General features: G+C 34.7%; 19 protein-coding genes and 2 tRNA genes. 5 read left to right on the top strand and 16 right to left on the bottom strand.

The genetic code is table 11. The annotated features are described in order from the left end of the window. Positions 1-3: 3 nt before the first annotated feature. Genes D1868_RS01495 through D1868_RS01505 form a run of 3 tightly spaced genes read right to left on the bottom strand, consistent with a single transcriptional unit; the run spans position 4 to position 2,335 of the window. Complete coding sequence (locus tag D1868_RS01495) at positions 4-453, bottom strand: YbhB/YbcL family Raf kinase inhibitor-like protein (RefSeq protein ID WP_156005017.1); 450 nt, start codon at positions 451-453, stop codon at positions 4-6. Between the two features lie 30 nt (positions 454-483). Next, complete coding sequence (gene psmB / locus D1868_RS01500) at positions 484-1,101, bottom strand: archaeal proteasome endopeptidase complex subunit beta (RefSeq protein WP_196770289.1); 618 nt, start codon at positions 1,099-1,101, stop codon at positions 484-486. A gap of 49 nt (positions 1,102-1,150) precedes the next feature. After that, positions 1,151-2,335 (bottom strand): amidase, encoded by a 1,185-nt coding sequence (locus tag D1868_RS01505; protein ID WP_156005019.1) that lies wholly within the window; start codon positions 2,333-2,335, stop codon positions 1,151-1,153. Positions 2,336-2,548: 213 nt separating this feature from the next. On the opposite strand from D1868_RS01505, the gene D1868_RS01510 reads away from it, so the two are divergent. The 4 genes from D1868_RS01510 to D1868_RS01525 all read left to right on the top strand — a co-directional run bounded on the left by D1868_RS01510 (position 2,549) and on the right by D1868_RS01525 (position 4,927). Next, positions 2,549-3,553 carry an acryloyl-coenzyme A reductase gene (locus tag D1868_RS01510; protein WP_156005020.1) on the top strand — a complete coding sequence of 335 codons (1,005 nt, stop codon included), beginning with the start codon at positions 2,549-2,551 and terminating at the stop codon, positions 3,551-3,553. A gap of 25 nt (positions 3,554-3,578) precedes the next feature. After that, positions 3,579-4,193 (top strand): hypothetical protein, encoded by a 615-nt coding sequence (locus D1868_RS01515; protein ID WP_156005021.1) that lies wholly within the window; start codon positions 3,579-3,581, stop codon positions 4,191-4,193. A gap of 11 nt (positions 4,194-4,204) precedes the next feature. Beyond that, positions 4,205-4,699, top strand: coding sequence for a hypothetical protein (locus D1868_RS01520; RefSeq protein WP_156005022.1), 495 nt, complete (start codon positions 4,205-4,207; stop codon positions 4,697-4,699). Between the two features lie 128 nt (positions 4,700-4,827). After that, positions 4,828-4,927, top strand: a tRNA-Lys gene (locus D1868_RS01525). A 220-nt stretch (positions 4,928-5,147) separates the two neighbouring features. On the opposite strand, the gene D1868_RS01530 is transcribed toward D1868_RS01525, so the two are convergent. From D1868_RS01530 to argC, 12 genes are all read right to left on the bottom strand, one after another. Further along, entirely contained in the window at positions 5,148-6,071 is a 924-nt protein-coding gene (locus tag D1868_RS01530; RefSeq protein WP_156005023.1) for an NAD-dependent epimerase/dehydratase family protein, read from the bottom strand. A 73-nt stretch (positions 6,072-6,144) separates the two neighbouring features. Beyond that, a tRNA-Lys gene (locus tag D1868_RS01535) sits at positions 6,145-6,238 on the bottom strand. 123 nt (positions 6,239-6,361) lie between these two features. Next, a complete protein-coding gene (locus D1868_RS01540; RefSeq protein WP_156005024.1) occupies positions 6,362-6,643 on the bottom strand; it encodes a signal recognition particle subunit SRP19/SEC65 family protein in 282 nt (93 codons plus the stop codon). Further along, the gene (locus D1868_RS01545; RefSeq protein WP_156005025.1) at positions 6,640-7,026 is read right to left on the bottom strand and encodes a 30S ribosomal protein S8e; all 387 of its coding nucleotides are present in this window, start codon (positions 7,024-7,026) and stop codon (positions 6,640-6,642) included. The genes D1868_RS01540 and D1868_RS01545 overlap by 4 nt, the downstream gene beginning before the upstream one ends. A 34-nt stretch (positions 7,027-7,060) precedes the next feature. Then, positions 7,061-7,849 (bottom strand): polyprenyl diphosphate synthase, encoded by a 789-nt coding sequence (gene uppS, locus D1868_RS01550; protein WP_156005026.1) that lies wholly within the window; start codon positions 7,847-7,849, stop codon positions 7,061-7,063. Continuing rightward, on the bottom strand, positions 7,831-8,877 hold the full coding sequence (locus tag D1868_RS01555; RefSeq protein WP_156005027.1) for an N-acetyl-lysine deacetylase: 1,047 nt from the start codon (positions 8,875-8,877) through the stop codon (positions 7,831-7,833). Before D1868_RS01555 ends, uppS begins: the two co-directional genes overlap by 19 nt. Then, complete coding sequence (gene lysJ, locus D1868_RS01560) at positions 8,825-9,988, bottom strand: [LysW]-aminoadipate semialdehyde/glutamate semialdehyde transaminase (protein ID WP_156005028.1); 1,164 nt, start codon at positions 9,986-9,988, stop codon at positions 8,825-8,827. The genes D1868_RS01555 and lysJ overlap by 53 nt, the downstream gene beginning before the upstream one ends. After that, positions 9,985-10,839 carry a lysine biosynthesis protein LysX gene (gene lysX, locus D1868_RS01565; RefSeq protein ID WP_156005029.1) on the bottom strand — a complete coding sequence of 285 codons (855 nt, stop codon included), beginning with the start codon at positions 10,837-10,839 and terminating at the stop codon, positions 9,985-9,987. Before lysX ends, lysJ begins: the two co-directional genes overlap by 4 nt. Continuing rightward, on the bottom strand, positions 10,836-11,006 hold the full coding sequence (lysW/argW, locus tag D1868_RS01570; RefSeq protein WP_156005030.1) for an alpha-aminoadipate/glutamate carrier protein LysW: 171 nt from the start codon (positions 11,004-11,006) through the stop codon (positions 10,836-10,838). Before lysW/argW ends, lysX begins: the two co-directional genes overlap by 4 nt. Before the next feature lie 66 nt (positions 11,007-11,072). Beyond that, entirely contained in the window at positions 11,073-11,495 is a 423-nt protein-coding gene (lysM, locus tag D1868_RS01575) for an HTH-type transcriptional regulator LysM (RefSeq protein ID WP_156005031.1), read from the bottom strand. Next, entirely contained in the window at positions 11,495-12,295 is an 801-nt protein-coding gene (locus D1868_RS01580; RefSeq protein ID WP_156005032.1) for a [LysW]-aminoadipate/[LysW]-glutamate kinase, read from the bottom strand. Before D1868_RS01580 ends, lysM begins: the two co-directional genes overlap by 1 nt. 1 nt (position 12,296) lies before the next feature. Continuing rightward, positions 12,297-13,346 carry an N-acetyl-gamma-glutamyl-phosphate reductase gene (gene argC, locus D1868_RS01585; protein ID WP_156005033.1) on the bottom strand — a complete coding sequence of 350 codons (1,050 nt, stop codon included), beginning with the start codon at positions 13,344-13,346 and terminating at the stop codon, positions 12,297-12,299. A 55-nt stretch (positions 13,347-13,401) separates the two neighbouring features. Here argC and D1868_RS01590 point away from each other — a divergent pair, with 55 nt between their 5' ends. Next, the gene (locus D1868_RS01590; protein ID WP_156005034.1) at positions 13,402-13,830 is read left to right on the top strand and encodes a hypothetical protein; all 429 of its coding nucleotides are present in this window, start codon (positions 13,402-13,404) and stop codon (positions 13,828-13,830) included. Between the two features lie 10 nt (positions 13,831-13,840). Here the strand turns inward: D1868_RS01590 and cedB are convergent, their stop codons facing one another. Then, on the bottom strand, positions 13,841-15,628 hold the full coding sequence (gene cedB, locus D1868_RS01595) for a DNA import protein CedB (protein WP_156005035.1): 1,788 nt from the start codon (positions 15,626-15,628) through the stop codon (positions 13,841-13,843). Positions 15,629-15,670 lie beyond the last annotated feature (42 nt).

Below are 15,670 nucleotides of genomic sequence, written 5' to 3' on the forward strand. Positions count from 1 at the left end.
ACTTCACCTTCTTTTATACTTGCCCATTATAACCCCTTTATCAATTATGTGTCCTTCCATCATACTTTTTAATTCATCAGCAGTAACTCCGTGCTTCTCGGGTAGCTCTACATCTAAAGCGTAAACGTTGAAGTAATATCTATGTGGAGGATGCGTCTTGGGCGGACATGGACCTCCATATCCAACACGACCAAAATCATTTATCCCTTGGATCATGGAAGAAAGCTTTGTCGCTTTTGGTATGTTCTTAGGTAATTTATTATCCTTAATATTATAAATCACCCAATGTATAAAAGTCCCTCCTGGAGCATCTGGATCTTCCACTATTATAGCGTAACTTTTTGCACCAGTTACATTATCCCATTCTAGATCAGGAGAAATATCAGAGCCGTCACAAGTATATTCTTGAGGAATAATATCTTCATTTTTAAATGAACTACTTTTAACGTTCATAAAGAGAATTACAAGTGCAAAAATAAAACACTAACTCTGCTTCTTGTTTAAGTAAAATTCTTGCTCCTGATGCCCTTGCTTAGTTATTTTTGTAACAATTACACCAGTACCGGTGTAAGGATCTCTTTTTAACGACGAGAATATAGCCCTTTTAGCCAGTTCAGCTGCTTCATCTAAAGTAAGATCTGGTCTATAACTATCTTCTATAACACCAATGGCCTCTACGGAGCCAGATCCCGTAGCCGTATAATCTTCTTCTGTGAAATCGCCTAGATAGTCGAGATTATATAGCCTAGGCTTCTCGTCAACCCCTCCTATAAGTATTTGAACTAAGTACGGAAAATACTTAGACGTTGATAGTAAGGTAGCTAAGTATGTAGCTAAAGCCTTAACAGTAATAGGCCTAACACCCGTTATTTTATTGTAATGGTACATATTTTTCAATATATTGTAAATATATTGTAAGTCAGCTACACTTCCAGCTGTTGTAATTCCAATATTGTCAGATATATATAAGACCTTCCTAACGTACTTATGTGCAACATAAAAACCTGCGCTAGCCCTTCTATCTGCAGCTAGGACAACCCCATTTCTAGTCTTTATACCTACTGTTGTAGTTCCTTTCAAGATTTTGTTATGAATATCGATATTCTGAGGCAATCTACTCATTTCACAAAACCCTAATTTTATTCACCTATCAGTTACTAATAAATCCAACAATGCCTAAAATACGTTCAGCGATATCAAGCACTACGCCGTCTTCATAAGGTAAACCGCTAATCATTAAACCTATAGGTAATCCATTAATTCTTTCAACTGGTATAGATATTGATGGAGCTCCCACAACGTTAAAGATTTCCGTATTACTAACCAAAATATCCCTATATTCTAGTTCTCGTCCTACTACGTCCGATATCTTAGGTGCAGAAGTTTTCGTGGTAGGCGAGATCAAAACATCAACCTTGTTAAACATTTTAATATATTCTTCTATTATAATCCTTCTTATTCTCATAGCATCAACATACTCATACCCGGGAATTAAACTTCCCATCTCCAATAATTTTTTGACATCATCAAAATATCTATTCTTATTCTGATTAAACCAGTTCTTGTGATAAGAATAAGCTTCTGAGAGAGCTATCACTTTCCTCACATAAGGAGAATATTTTCTAACGATTTGACTATCAATATCGACTATGTCATAATAACTGGATAATTTATTTATAAAATTAAGAAGAGATTTAGATGCTTGATCTTCTCCAAATAGAAACATACCCAATTTGGGTTTTCTCTTGGCTTGATATGTAAAAGGTAGTTTATCCTCAACTACTGAATCTAAAACCTTATAGAGAACTTTCATATCTCTAACTAGAAAACCTATAGTATCAAAAGTCCAACTAAAGGGAATAACCCCGTCAGTCGGAATTAAGCCAGTTGTAGGCTTATACCCTATAACACCACAAAGGGATGCCGGAATTCTGATAGACCCACCCGTATCTGTCCCTACGCCTACGTCAGCTAAACCTAACGCTACAGCTACCGCAGAACCACCACTAGATCCTCCTGAAATTCTTTCAGGATCTATAGGGTTTTTAGCAGGGCCTATGACCGATGATGTGTTAGTTGCTCCCATAGCAAATTCATGTGTGTTTGACTTCCCTACTATTTCTCCTCCTTCATCTAAAATTTTCTGTGTTATTGAAGCGTTTTTTGTAGGTATATGTTTAAAAAACCTTGAACCTGCAGTAGTAGGTAATCCTTGAACATTTATTATATCCTTTATTGCAAATTTAAGCCCGCTTAGTTTACCTCTCTCCTTACCCTTGACCCTTTGGAGTGTAATAAAGATATTGTACTTTGAATTTAAGCTTTCTAAACTCATCTTTGGTCACACAAAATAACGGTTCTGGGAGTTCGATCTCACTATTATTCTCCATAATATACACTTAATAGTTTCCGCTGTGATATTTTAAAATTTTATCTTGAAAATTTATTGTTTATTATTCACTTATTAATTTTTATTTCATTACAGTTAATAAATTAATCTACATGTAGTAGCTAAATATTTATATTGTTTGTACAACTTAAACTTATCATGAGGGCTATTGTTGTTCCAGGTCCGAAACAAGGTTACAAGTTACAAGAGGTACCAGATCCTAAACCCGACAAAGACGAAGTAGTAATAAGAGTCGATAGAGCTGCATTATGTTATAGAGATCTACTCCAACTTCAAGGATTCTACCCGAGAATGAAGTACCCAGTAGTTCTAGGGCACGAAGTGGTAGGAACCATAGAAGAGAAAGGAGAAAATATAAAGGGATTCGAAGTTGGTGACAAAGTAATTTCTCTTCTATATGCTCCTGATGGTACATGCGAATATTGTAGAATAGGAGAGGAGGCTTATTGCCACCATAGGTTAGGATACTCAGAGGAACTAGACGGATTTTTCGCAGAAAAGGCTAAAATAAAAGTAACGAGTCTAGTAAAAGTACCTAAAAGCGTTAGTGACGAAAACGCTGTGCTAGTACCTTGCGTTACTGGAATGATATATAGGGGAATCAGAAGGGCTGGTGGCATAAGGAATGGAGAATATGTATTAGTAACTGGAGCCAGCGGCGGAGTAGGCATTCATGCAATCCAAGTGGCTAAGGCTCTAGGGGCTAAGGTAATCGGTGTTACAACATCTGAGGAAAAAGCGAAGATAATAAAACAATATGCAGACTACATAATTGTAGGAACAAAATTCGCAGATGAAGCTAAAAAAATAGGCGATGTAACGTTAGTAATAGATACAGTAGGAACTCCAACTTTTGATGAAAGCTTGAAGTCGCTTTGGATGGGTGGTAGAATAGTCCAAATAGGAAACGTAGATCCAACACAATCCTATAATCTAAGATTAGGTTACGTAATTCTAAAGGATATAAAAATAGTAGGACATGCGTCTGCAACTAAATACGATGCAGAGCAAACTCTGAAATTAGCCGCTGAAGATAAGATTAAGCCAGTTATAGCAGGTACGGTCTCGTTAGAGGAGATCGATAAAGGATATCAGATGATAAAAGATAAAAACAAAATCGGTAAAGTACTAGTAAAACCATAAATGGTATTATAGTATAATCTACAATGTGGAGATAAAATTTTCATCAATTAAAGTACCGTCTAGCTTAATCCCTCATGAAAAGAAGGAGTTCGATCAGACTAAACAGATTTCAGAATATATTTATGAAGCGATCCGCAATTTGGATACGATTAATTTAGATATAGATGAAAAAATACTTTTTATCTATTCTATATTCACAAGTAAATTAGTAGATAACGTCCTCGAGAATTCATATTCTTACCTTTATGGGCTTAAAGGCTACAAGTATTTGTCTGGCGATATATCCATAGTACTAAGTGAGACTCTCACATTTGCTACTCTACATACATTATATGATGTAAAGATCGAAAATATATTGCCTTTTAGAACTGTGAAATATTTAGGGACAATAGCGGATGCCCTTATAGATCTTGAAAAAGAATCGAAATTAGCAAAAGAACTAGAGACGGAGAGTGGACTATTATTTATAAATATTAGAGCAGCTGTAAGCCCTAGGTTTTACTATGTAGTAGACAAAATTTGGAAAAGTATACTCAACTTAGAATTGGTCAGATATCCAGATAATTATGGCTTAATATCATTGTTAACTAGAGATAAAGAAACTCTAAAAGAATCTTTCATATTCATTACACCACAGTAAGAGTGAGAGAAATGAATTGCAAAAATCTAAATAGGGCTATAGTAATGTTATGGGTAGGAGATTCAGAGAAAGCCAAGGAAGACGCAAAGGAGTGTATGAATTCATTAAAGGAAGAAATCAACAATTTAAGAAGCCTAATTAAAGAAGCTAAAATGGAAGCTGAAAATGAGTATTTACTACCTAAAACACTTAGAGAAAAGAGATTGAATCCCGAAGATTTGATTAAGGTAGCAATGTACGAATTATCTAGAAGAATATATCTTTTTAGTGGTAATACTAAAAGCAAGGAAAGATCAGGAATTATATATCTATGGCTAGATTTAGGAGTCAAAAAGATACTTAGAGGTTATTGTGAGGATTGTTATGGATATATAAGTACGTTACTAGGCAGCGGATTCGTAGTGATGGTAGATGGTGTAATCTATGCGGAATTTTTAGGTACTGATGAAAATAAAGCTGTGGAATCCGTATTAGAGGCAATTAAAGGACATAGAAAGAACAAATAAGAGAATAGCTTTAATAGAATACTTTTAGTTATTCGAACATATTATCTTAGAATGGAGAAAATTATGTTAGAAAAGGGTACTGTAATAGCGTTTACTTTTTATACTTTCTTTTATGTTTGTTTTTTGCTGGGCCCGTAGCTCAGCCAGGTAGAGCGGCGGGCTCTTAACGAAAAGAGCCAGGTAGAGGGAGATACCCGTAGGTCCCGGGTTCAAATCCCGGCGGGCCCGCGCTATTTATTTTCTACTTAAAAATATTATGAAGCCCACATATGCCAAGTAGCCGAATATGACTAAAATTATTCCAAAATTTATGATTTTTATAAAAATAGGTGAAATATTAAACCCGCCTAAGTTTATTTTAAACCCTAGAAAAATAACCAAAAATGATAAGAATATAATAGATAGAGAAAATACAAATAGAAACAGGCCTAGCATCTTTATTTTAAGTTTATAACTTATATCCATAGATCAGATCCCTCACTGCTAATCTAACTGCTTGAGCTGATGAATAATTAGGCTTCCATCCTAACTGCTTTATCTTACTAATGTCAAGTAGCATAAATCTGACATCGCCAACCCAGCCTCTACCCTCTCCTTTATCTACATATTCGTGCACTGGAGTCAGATTCATCTCCTCTTCTACTATTTTTGCAATTTCGTCCACAGTTATCCAATCTTCATTACCTACATTAAATACATCGTATAGACCATTAAATTTTTTTTCTAGGGTTAGAAATGCGTCTATTACATCAGTTATATATATGTAACTTTTTCTCTGCTTACCATTCCCCAATATTTCTAATTTATATGGATTTTTTCTTAATTTTTCTACAAAATCCCTTATAACACCATGAGATACTCTACCTCCTGTTACATTCGCCAATCTAATAGATACACCTTTTATTCCGTAGACTCTAGAATAATATTCAAGCAAATGCTCTCCTAAAAGTTTGAATACACCGTAATTAGAAATAGGCTTTAGTTCCGTATTTTCAGGTGTAGGTATTTTGCCTGTCTCTCCATAAACTGTGGATGAAGAGGCAAATATTAATAAACTAACGTCATTTCGCCTTGCCATTTCGAGCACGTTAAATGTTGCAATTACATCTCTACTAAAATGCTCGTAAGAATTAATCATAGACGTCCTAACATCTGGATTTGCAGCTAAATGGTAAAGTATGCTTCCAGCTGGTATTTTTAAACTAGAAATTGAACTATCTCTTAAATCAATTTTAAGATACTTAGCCTTCTTATTCACATAATTACCATTGGAAAAGTCATCAATTACCACGATGTCGTTATATAATTTCGTTAACGCATCTACCAAATGGCTGCCTATATATCCCGCTCCACCGGTAATTACATAACTCATTTTAGTAGCTAATCTAAGATTTAGCGTATTTATATAAATTAATCTTACTTGATTATTTTGAAAATAAATAGCGCGGGCCCGCCGGGATTTGAACCCGGGACCTACGGGTCGCTTCCCGCGACCCACGGTTAAAAGCCCGCCGCTCTACCTGGCTGAGCTACGGGCCCAGCAAAAAACAAACATAAAAGAAAGTATAAAAGATTTACTTGAACTACTGATGTAAAATTCTACGGAAAAATATTTTGACACTTAAAACAATGTTCAATATTGTTTTACAATTTTTCAAATGTTTATTTTAATTTATTGATTTCATCAAATATTAGCTTAATTAATTTATATTTTCCATATTTTTTCTTTACCATAATTAAGCCTGCTATACCTGATGTGGGATGTATCTTATCTTGAAAAATTTCCGGCTCTAATTCTAACCTTTTTGCTATCTCATAAATAGTATTAAGATCTATTTTTTTATTAGATAGTTTTCCTATTTTTCTACCTTTTCTTCTGCTTGGAGCTTGAAAATAAGCCAACCATATTGCTACTTTCTCGCCTTCATAATCTCTTAAACTCATTCTTTAATTAACACCGCATTTATAACTCCGTCTTGTCCAGGCCTAGAAGTCACTTTAGCTTTCCCGAGCTCTGTTTGTATTATGCTACCTTTTACAATTATCCCTCTTCTGGCATATTCTCTATTGGCAGGGGTTTGTATCACGTTTAAGATCTTTGCTTTCTTGACTTTTTTAGTCTGAGGATCAAGTATATTAACATAAGACACATATGCTAACCTGACTTTAATGTTTCCTCCCATCACCCTTTCTTTTACTCTTACATCCTTATCGCTTAACTTAGTTTCTGTTGGAGGTGAACCTAGTTCAAATTTCCTCTTGTCTCTATGCTTATGCTTTAGCCCGCCAGTTATCTTTCGAAGATCATTGCCTTGGAAATATCCCATGTGTTGACTTATTAAAATATGTCAAATATAAAGTTTAAGCTCCGAAATTCCTCTTCCTTCTTTGATACGATCTAATTGCCCTCCATAGATCAATCTTCCTAAAGTCAGGCCAATAGGCTTCAACGAAAAATAGTTCAGAGTAAGCAATATGCCATAATAAGAAATTACTTATCCTAATCTCACCTGAGGATCGTATAACTAAATCAATATCATCTAACTCACTGTCATATAAATAATTCTTAAAGGTCTCTTCGTTTATATGTTCTGAGTTTATTTTTCCAAGCTTACTGTCTTCTAAGATCTTTTTTACTGCATCTAAGATCTCTTGTCGACCACCATAACATATTGCCAAGGTTAGCTTCCGTTTATTATATGTTTCCGTTCTTTTTCTTAGTTCGTTTATTAAATCTTTAATTTCTTGTGGTGTTTTCTCTAATTTTCCTATAGCTCTTACCTTTACTTCATACTTATATATAATGTCTCCTTCAAGTAATTCTTCTAGGCCAGCTTTTATATATTTAAATATAATAGAAAGTTCAAGATTACTTCGCTTGTCACAGTTTTCTGTAGATAAAGCGAAAACAGTGATATTTTTAACACCCATATCTAATAACCATATAAGTACTTCCCTAAGTTTTTTGTAACCATTTTCATATGCATCATTAATTGAAAGACTGTTTGTTCTCGCCCATCTTCTGTTTCCATCTGGTATTATACCGACGTTGTTTGGAAAGGGGCCGTTTTTTATCTCTTTCCACAGTACATATTCATATATTTTATAAATTGGTAAAAGTAGAAAATTTTTCAATCTTTCTTTGAGCATAATTCTTCTATCGCTGATACATAAGTATTTATTGATATAAATATTTCTTCCAAAGATATACGCTCTTGATCAGTATGCTCAAGTCTTGAGTCACCTGGACCGTAATCAACAATCTGATTCGAAATTGTATACAAGATGTTCATGTCACTGGTACCGTATTTCCTTACTAATGAAGGCTTAAGCCCTTGTTTTATTAACCCTCTCATAATCATTTTGACTAAATCTGAATTAATATCGACTTTTACAGGGGGAACATCTTCTACCACTGCGACCTCACAGTCTTTATATACATCTTTAAGATTAAGTATAATCTCTTGCTTTGAGGATTTTACTGAATACCTAATGTCGAAATGAATCAGCCCACTAGATGGACTTTTATTAATATATTCACCTGCTGTAAATATAGTTGGTATAATAGAAGGAGTATCGTAAGATTTAGGAAACTTAGTTACTTGTAATAGTCTATTTGCCATGTCTACTATTAGGTTAGAGCTAGCAGAAGAAGAGTGTTCTGATACTCCCTTACACTTTATATCTACATGCAGAACTCCTCTGTATTCCACAACAATTCCAGTAGTGTTAGATGGCTCACCCACTATAATATAATCGTATTTTTTACCACTGTTAACTAGCTCTCTAGCCCCCTTACTTTTATTCTCTTCGTCAGACAATGCGGTGAAGCTTACATTATATCCTTTTTCGTTTAATATATATGTAGCTAACAGCATTGCCACCAAAGGACCCTTATCGTCTACTGCTCCCCTACCGTATATTACTTGGTTTTCCTCTTTAGGTTCAATAAAGCCGGGAACTGTATCTATATGAGACACCAATAAAATCTTAGAACTCTCACTACCTAAGTAATAAGATTTAGAAGGAGTAAACTTTAAATTTAAATTTAGCTCTTGTGAAGCTTTCTCAAAGAAGGAAAGAGCGTTGTCCTCTTTCCCAGAAGGGGTATATATACTTAATAATTCAAGGAGATACTCTTTGGCTTTCTGTTTTAAGTAATCCTTGCCTAATTGCATTTGCAGCTTCCTCCATATCCTCTTGAGTAATCATATAAGGTGGTAATAATCTAATTACTGTAGCTCCTGCTTTTAATACTAATACTCCGCTCTCTTGTGCTACTTTTAAAGTGATGGATGGTGGAAACCTTGTGTCTATACCAATCATAAGTCCTTTTCCCCTAATCTCTCTAACTGACTTTAAATCTCCCAACTTATCTCTTAGGATTTTCATAAACAACTCTCCTTTGTGATATGCTTGTTCATGAACTTTCTCTTCATGTAATACTTTACTTGCCGCAGTTACAGCAGCCATTGCCATAGGATTTCCTCCGTAAGTACTTCCGTGATCACCTTCCTCTAGCTTATTAGCAATCCAATCTGGTAGAAATAACGCGCTAACCGGAAATCCACCACCAATTGCCTTACCTGCTGTAACGAGATCTGGTGTTATGCCGTAATGTTGATAAGCCCATATTTTCCCTGTTCTACCGAAACCAGCCTGTACTTCATCTACAATTAATAAGGCTCCAACTTTTTCAGTGGTTTCTCTTAAGGCTTTCATGAATTCTTCCTTTGCAGGAATAACCCCGCTCTCTCCTTGAACAGGCTCTACTATAACTGCAGCCGTATTGTTATCTATTTTTGACAAGTCGTTAATGTCGTTAAAATTTAGAAACTCTACTGGTGAAACTAATGGTTCAAAAGGTTCTCTATACCTCTTGTTCCAAGTAACAGAAAGAGCACCTGACGTCCTTCCGTGAAAGGCGTTCTTAAACGCAACTATCTTTTTCCTTCCAGTTATCTTTCTTGCAGTCTTTAATGCGGCTTCGACAGCTTCTGTACCACTGTTAAGTAGTATAACGTTATCCATAGCACTGGGTTTCACTTTATCTAAAGCATCAAGCATCTCGTCTCTAATTGGTGTTGAAAAAGAATTAGATAAGGTGATTATCTCATTCATTTGCCTTTGTAAATAATGGATCACAGTTTTGTTTCTATGTCCAAGAAATGCTACTCCTATTCCAGTATGCATATCTATATATCTTTTACCATACTCATCCCAAACGTATTGACCTTCTCCTTTAACTATTTTTAATCCTCTATCTCCGTATAATTGTATTAATTTCATTTTCTCACCCATTCCGATATTTTCTTAATTAAGTATTGTGATACATTGAAGTTATTTACACGAACCGTATTTTTATATTCTGGAACACCGTTTACCTCGTTGACGATATATCCTCTTTCTTTATCTTCAAAAATATCTATGCCGAGGAAAAACCCACCTATCACTTCCTTTACCTTTAGTGCTAAATCTTGTAATTCGTCATCGATTTTTAGAGGTTCAGCTCTAGCTCCTAAGGCCGTGTTTGTCTTCCAATTTTTCTCGTTTACCCTATATATTCCTACGGGAGCTTCATCTCCTATTACGAAGATTCTAATATCCCTATTAGGTTTATTGACAAATTCTTGAACGAAGTATGCATAACGGTATTGTGAAGTAGTATATTCTTGGTATTCTAATAAACTCATAAGAATATCTTTTTCATTTGCTTTGGCAATCATTCTACCCCAGCTTCCTTCTATCGGCTTAATGACGACTGGGTATCCGAGTTTATCAGCTAGTTCAAGTGTTTTTTCTCTAGAAAAACTTACAAAGGTCCTTGGAACGTTTATACCATGTTTATTTAGTAAGGCTAGTGTGTAGAGCTTGTTCTCGCACCTAATTAATGTAGTTGAATCGTTAACTACTTTGTAATTATATCCCTCAAAGATTAAGGATGTAAGTAAAGCTCTAGAATGACTAGTGTTTCTCTGAATTATAACGTCTGTATCAAGATTTAAACTAGATGAAACACCAAAGAAAGAATAAAAATCCTTAGTAAAAAGAGGGATTGTATTATGCCCTAATTTTTTCGCTTCCTCTATTAAGTTTTTCTCTTCCCATCTTAATAGATCATATGATACTCCTAAAATCACTCTCCCCAATCCTCTCCTACTTGCTCAGCCAGTCTTACTGATAGCCTACCGTTATCGTTAAATACCTCTAATTGCGCACCGCACTCATGCTCTATTATTTCTCCAGGCAATGCATCATCTGGTATTTCAACTGGATTACCGCATATGGGACATTTTGCGGTTACCATTTGTGATCAAGCTATTCCATATGAGTTAGAAGTTGATAAGTTTTTATGATAATAACCGGTTTTAAATTAAAACCAAACACGTAATACAATTGTGCTAGTCGTACTTAAAACTCCTTGCAAACTTCTTATCTCATCTATAGTCTTATTTATTGCTGAGATGTTGTTTCCTCTTACTAGTGCAAGAATATCATAGTCTCCAGTAGTTTCATAAACGGTTTCTACTCCAGAGATTTTAACAATCTTTTTAGATATTTCTGGTGTTGGAATTTGAGGCGCTGTCTTTACCATAACTATAGCCCTAATCTCGTTGTCTAGCTCATAATCTATAGTAAACCTCTTTATAATTCCAGCCTTAATTAGTCTCTCTATTCTCTTCCTAGCTGCAGCTTCACTTATTTTTAGTTCTCTAGCTATACTTGTATAAGATGTCCTTGAATTTTTCCTTAATATTTCTAGGATTTTTATATCATTCTGGTCTATTTCTACCATCACTCGATCACCGTACCCTTACCGTTAAGTGCATTATTTATTGCATCTTTCACTAATCCATTTGAAATTATAACTTTTTTAACGCCTTTTTCTACCGCTTCAGCACTCATAAGTAGTTTTCTATTCATACCCGGTCCAATCTTCATTGCTAACTCTTTAGCTTCAGCAATTGATAAATGTGAAATCACGCTATTATTAACTAATACTCCATCTACATCGGTTAAGACTATTAAGCTGTCAGCTTTTAGAGAGCTAGCTAAACCAAAAGCCATTTGATCTCCGTCTACGTTTAAAAGAGTGTTTTCTTGAGGGTCATATGCTAATGGAGAGAAAACTATCAAATTAAATGTACTAAATAGGGAATTAATTACTACTGTATTTACTTCTTTGATTTTACCAGTGTACCCACCTTCTATTATCCTTTTTCTACCTCTCTCATCAAGAATTATAATTTTCTTCTTTCTCTCTGCTATTACTGACCTACCGTCAGCGCCAGTAATTCCTATCGAAGGAATATAAGAAGAAACTTTTGAAACTACTTGTCTAGAAATAAGGCTCATTACCATTATAAACACTTCTAATTCCTCTTTAGTAGTATATCTACTTCTTATTCCCTCAGGTGAAGTCACAAATTTAGGTTCTATACCCAACTTCTTAGAAAGCTCAGTAACCTGATCTCCGCCTCCATGAACAAAAATTAACTTCGAATCCTTTTTAGACGTAACGTAACTTATTATACTTTCTATTAATCCATCAAAGTTATTTTTAATTACTCTGCCTCCTGCTTTTACTACAATCATTTTACGCAGGCCTCAGAGGAGGCAGTTTAAGTCCCTCTGTTTCATCAAAACCTTGAGATATATTAAAGGCTTGAACTGCTTGTCCAGCGGCTCCTTTCATTAAATTATCAATAGCGGAGAACATCGTAATCCTATTAATCCTTTCTTCTATTGCAAAGCCTACATCTGCATAATTACTACCAATAACATATTTTGTATCTGGGTAAGGATGTATATTACCTCTAATAATTCTGATAAACTTTCTATTCTTGTAGAAATCTACAACTTTCTTCCAAAATTCGAGTTCTGGTACTGATGTAGATAACCATCCATGAACAGATGCAAATGCTCCTCTTACACTACTAACTGCATGAGGAATTAAACTAACCTTAACTTCTCTCTTTGCCAAAATGCTCAACTCTTGCTCGGCTTCAGCTGCATGCCTATGTCCATCGGCATCATATGGTCTTATTGCATTTTGCCTTTCAGGATGATGACTTCCTTCTGTAGGCTTTGCTCCTCCTTCACTACTAGATACCTTTACGTCGCTAACTAACTTGTATATATCTAATAACCCAGAAGATACTAAAGGTGCAGCTGCCAAGATAGTGGCAGTTGCATTACAACCCGGAGAAGCTATTAGCTTTGCACCTTTCAATTCCTCGTAATGAAGTTCTGGAATTCCGTAAACTGATTTTTTGAGGAGATCTGGATAAGGATGCTCATATCCATACCATAGTTTATATTTTTCTGGGTCTTTTAATCTAAAATCTGCACTTAAATCCACTACTTGCAGACCCATTTCTAGTAATTTAGGAACATATTCCAAGGATACCTTATGGGGTAGAGCAAGGAAAACTGTGTCAGCCTTATCACCTATCCTATCCCAAGAAAATTGTGAAAAGTTCATGGAATAAAATCCTCTCAGATTAGGATGAACTAGTGATATGGGCTTTCCTGCATATTCCCTAGACGTTACATATGTTACTTCTACTTTAGGATGAACTGCAAGAAGTCTTAATAATTCCCCACCTGTATACCCAGACCCGCCAATAACTGCTACTCTTATCATCTACTACTGAAAGAGTAGAATGAATTATAAATATTTCGATTACCAAAAAGAAATCGTGAGTACTAACACTGACGAGCTTAAGAAATTTCTTGAGGCTAAAATTGCTGAATTGAAAAAGGAATTAGAATATTATGAGTATTTGTACAGTATTCTAGAAGCTGAAGGGTATAAGAGCATAATAAAGGGAAACAAAGGGACAGCTGATGTTATAAAAAATAGTAGGGGGGAAATAATAGCAGAGATATACTATACTCCACCATTAATGAGGATTCTCTTCAGAGGAAAAATACTAATGAAGAAAACGTATTCTAACGTAATAAATAGAATGTTAGAAATTGAAAAAAATAGAAGTAAAATTGAATACGAAGTATCCTTAGACAAGGATGAACTAAGGGAAATCATTATCAATAATGTTAAGGATGAACTAACGTATAACAAGATAAAGGCTGGATTACAATCAATACTAGAGAGGATAAGTCTTTAGATCGGTAAAGTCAGCTAGCGAAGGTATCAAGCTTTACTACTAACGGTCTCGGATCTCCTATAAATCTTATTACACCCTCTCCTCTTCCTAAGAAGCTTAACTCTCTGTAAATCTCTTCATCACTAAGATTAGCGAATCTCTTCACCTCAGACCAAAATTTCTTATCACCGTTATTCATAAAGACCAATAATCCGCTATTTTCTAAAAAAATATCTGATAATTCGCCCAAGTCGTAAAGATTTTGTGTAGCCATCATTAGAATTATACCATAACCTCTACCCCTCTTTATAATATCAGCGACCAGTGAGTAGTCCTCGCTCTCAGACCTTAGTATCGTCCAGGCTTCATCTATTACTAGTGAAATTTTGAATTTATCATCAGCTATATTATACTTGTTAATAATCTTAACTAGTATAGAATATATTACGAATCTTTTTAGTTCTTCAGACTTTATTAATGATAAATCGATAACGTAAACACCCTCTTCAATCTTGTCCACTAAAGACTCATCTGAACTTTCGATGTCTACTGACTTTATTTTATTCACGATCTTTGATAGGTAAATCTTGACTTCTTCTGTCACGTCAAGTTGATTTATCTGCTCGATAACGCTATTCCATGTTGGTTCTTGAAATCTACTGAAAGCTTCCGTAATCACCTTATACAGTATTGATGAGGAATACTTGTCCATTCTAAATGAATTACTAATTACATTTTCTAACAGAGAGACGTATATTCCTTGATTAATATTTTCGGAAATCTTCAGGAGATTTATACTATAAATTAATGGATTTAATATAACTGGTTTTATTCCTTTCCTTCTTAGCCTCAGCTTTATGTCATTTTTTACATCAAAGAAAACCACTGGAATATGATACCATGTATTGATTTTAACACCAGTCGAGATTAAGAATTCAGTCTTACCGGCACCGCTGGGCCCTATAACTAACACGTGAGGATTCATAGTTTTTTCCAAGTTCCAGAATACTGATCTAGCAGTTCCTATCTCTTTCCCCAAATAAATACCATCTGAGATTATCTGATAAGTCGGAGATTTCGGTATGGAGAAAACTGTGAAGTAGGGAATTTGAGTAGGAAATCCTACCTTTTCCTTCCTTCTAATGTAACCACTGGTAATAAAGTCCTCAACCTCGGAAGTTCTAGCCAGCCTTGCTTTTATACCTATACTTTCTAATCCCTTTCTGAGAAGAGTTGCTGATGCTAATGCTTTTTCCCTAGAAGGAGAAGTTACCACAAAATATATAATATACTGAAAAGGTGGCTCTCCTTCACTTATCTTCTTTATCATTTCTTGAATCATAAGTAACTCGTTTTTTACCTTTTCATTAGAAGGATCTGCTTCTGTTATCACTCGTAAATTTTGCGCTCGTCTAAATAAAGATTCTAGAAATTTATTCTTATCTATGCTTTTTTTCCTAAAGATTATGTCTACGTTATCTACTACGTCAAGAACTTTATGAAAAGATATTACTTTAGCTCTAAGTCCCTCATTTGATAGATCCCTATAGTCAAACGGTATATCGTCAACAATCACAAACGCTTTATATTCATCTTTACTTTCTAATATTCCGTCAATTATTCTATATTCATTTTCTATAATTTTTCTGTTAAATAATATAAAATCTTTAAATTTTTGAGCTAATATATCGATCTTTAGGAAATCAGGTCTTACTAAAATTACAGAAACTGCTGCTAAAATTAAAAATATAAAATTCCTAGAGATTATACCTAGAAATACTAGAAGAATCGGTATTATTAAGAGCTGCTTACTTTCCATGAATAATATAATAATAAAAGGGTGGCGAGACTAAAACGAAAG

The organism is Stygiolobus azoricus (assembly GCF_009729035.1).
Taxonomy (GTDB): Archaea; Thermoproteota; Thermoprotei_A; order Sulfolobales; family Sulfolobaceae; genus Stygiolobus; species Stygiolobus azoricus.

Excerpts from the sequence above, each read along its gene's own strand:
- D1868_RS01495 (WP_156005017.1), bottom strand. The coding sequence starts at position 453 with ATGAACGTTAAAAGTAGTTCATTTAAAAATGAAGATATTATTCCTCAA.
- D1868_RS01505 (WP_156005019.1), bottom strand. The coding sequence starts at position 2,335 with ATGAGTTTAGAAAGCTTAAATTCAAAGTACAATATCTTTATTACACTC.
- D1868_RS01510 (WP_156005020.1), top strand. The coding sequence starts at position 2,549 with ATGAGGGCTATTGTTGTTCCAGGTCCGAAACAAGGTTACAAGTTACAA.
- D1868_RS01520 (WP_156005022.1), top strand. The coding sequence starts at position 4,205 with ATGAATTGCAAAAATCTAAATAGGGCTATAGTAATGTTATGGGTAGGA.
- D1868_RS01530 (WP_156005023.1), bottom strand. The coding sequence starts at position 6,071 with ATGAGTTATGTAATTACCGGTGGAGCGGGATATATAGGCAGCCATTTG.
- D1868_RS01540 (WP_156005024.1), bottom strand. The coding sequence starts at position 6,643 with ATGAGTTTAAGAGATTATGAAGGCGAGAAAGTAGCAATATGGTTGGCT.
- D1868_RS01545 (WP_156005025.1), bottom strand. The coding sequence starts at position 7,026 with ATGGGATATTTCCAAGGCAATGATCTTCGAAAGATAACTGGCGGGCTA.
- uppS (WP_156005026.1), bottom strand. The coding sequence starts at position 7,849 with ATGCTCAAAGAAAGATTGAAAAATTTTCTACTTTTACCAATTTATAAA.
- D1868_RS01555 (WP_156005027.1), bottom strand. The coding sequence starts at position 8,877 with ATGCAATTAGGCAAGGATTACTTAAAACAGAAAGCCAAAGAGTATCTC.
- lysJ (WP_156005028.1), bottom strand. The coding sequence starts at position 9,988 with ATGAAATTAATACAATTATACGGAGATAGAGGATTAAAAATAGTTAAA.
- lysW/argW (WP_156005030.1), bottom strand. The coding sequence starts at position 11,006 with ATGGTAACCGCAAAATGTCCCATATGCGGTAATCCAGTTGAAATACCA.
- lysM (WP_156005031.1), bottom strand. The coding sequence starts at position 11,495 with ATGGTAGAAATAGACCAGAATGATATAAAAATCCTAGAAATATTAAGG.
- D1868_RS01580 (WP_156005032.1), bottom strand. The coding sequence starts at position 12,295 with ATGATTGTAGTAAAAGCAGGAGGCAGAGTAATTAAAAATAACTTTGAT.
- argC (WP_156005033.1), bottom strand. The coding sequence starts at position 13,346 with ATGATAAGAGTAGCAGTTATTGGCGGGTCTGGGTATACAGGTGGGGAA.
- cedB (WP_156005035.1), bottom strand. The coding sequence starts at position 15,628 with ATGGAAAGTAAGCAGCTCTTAATAATACCGATTCTTCTAGTATTTCTA.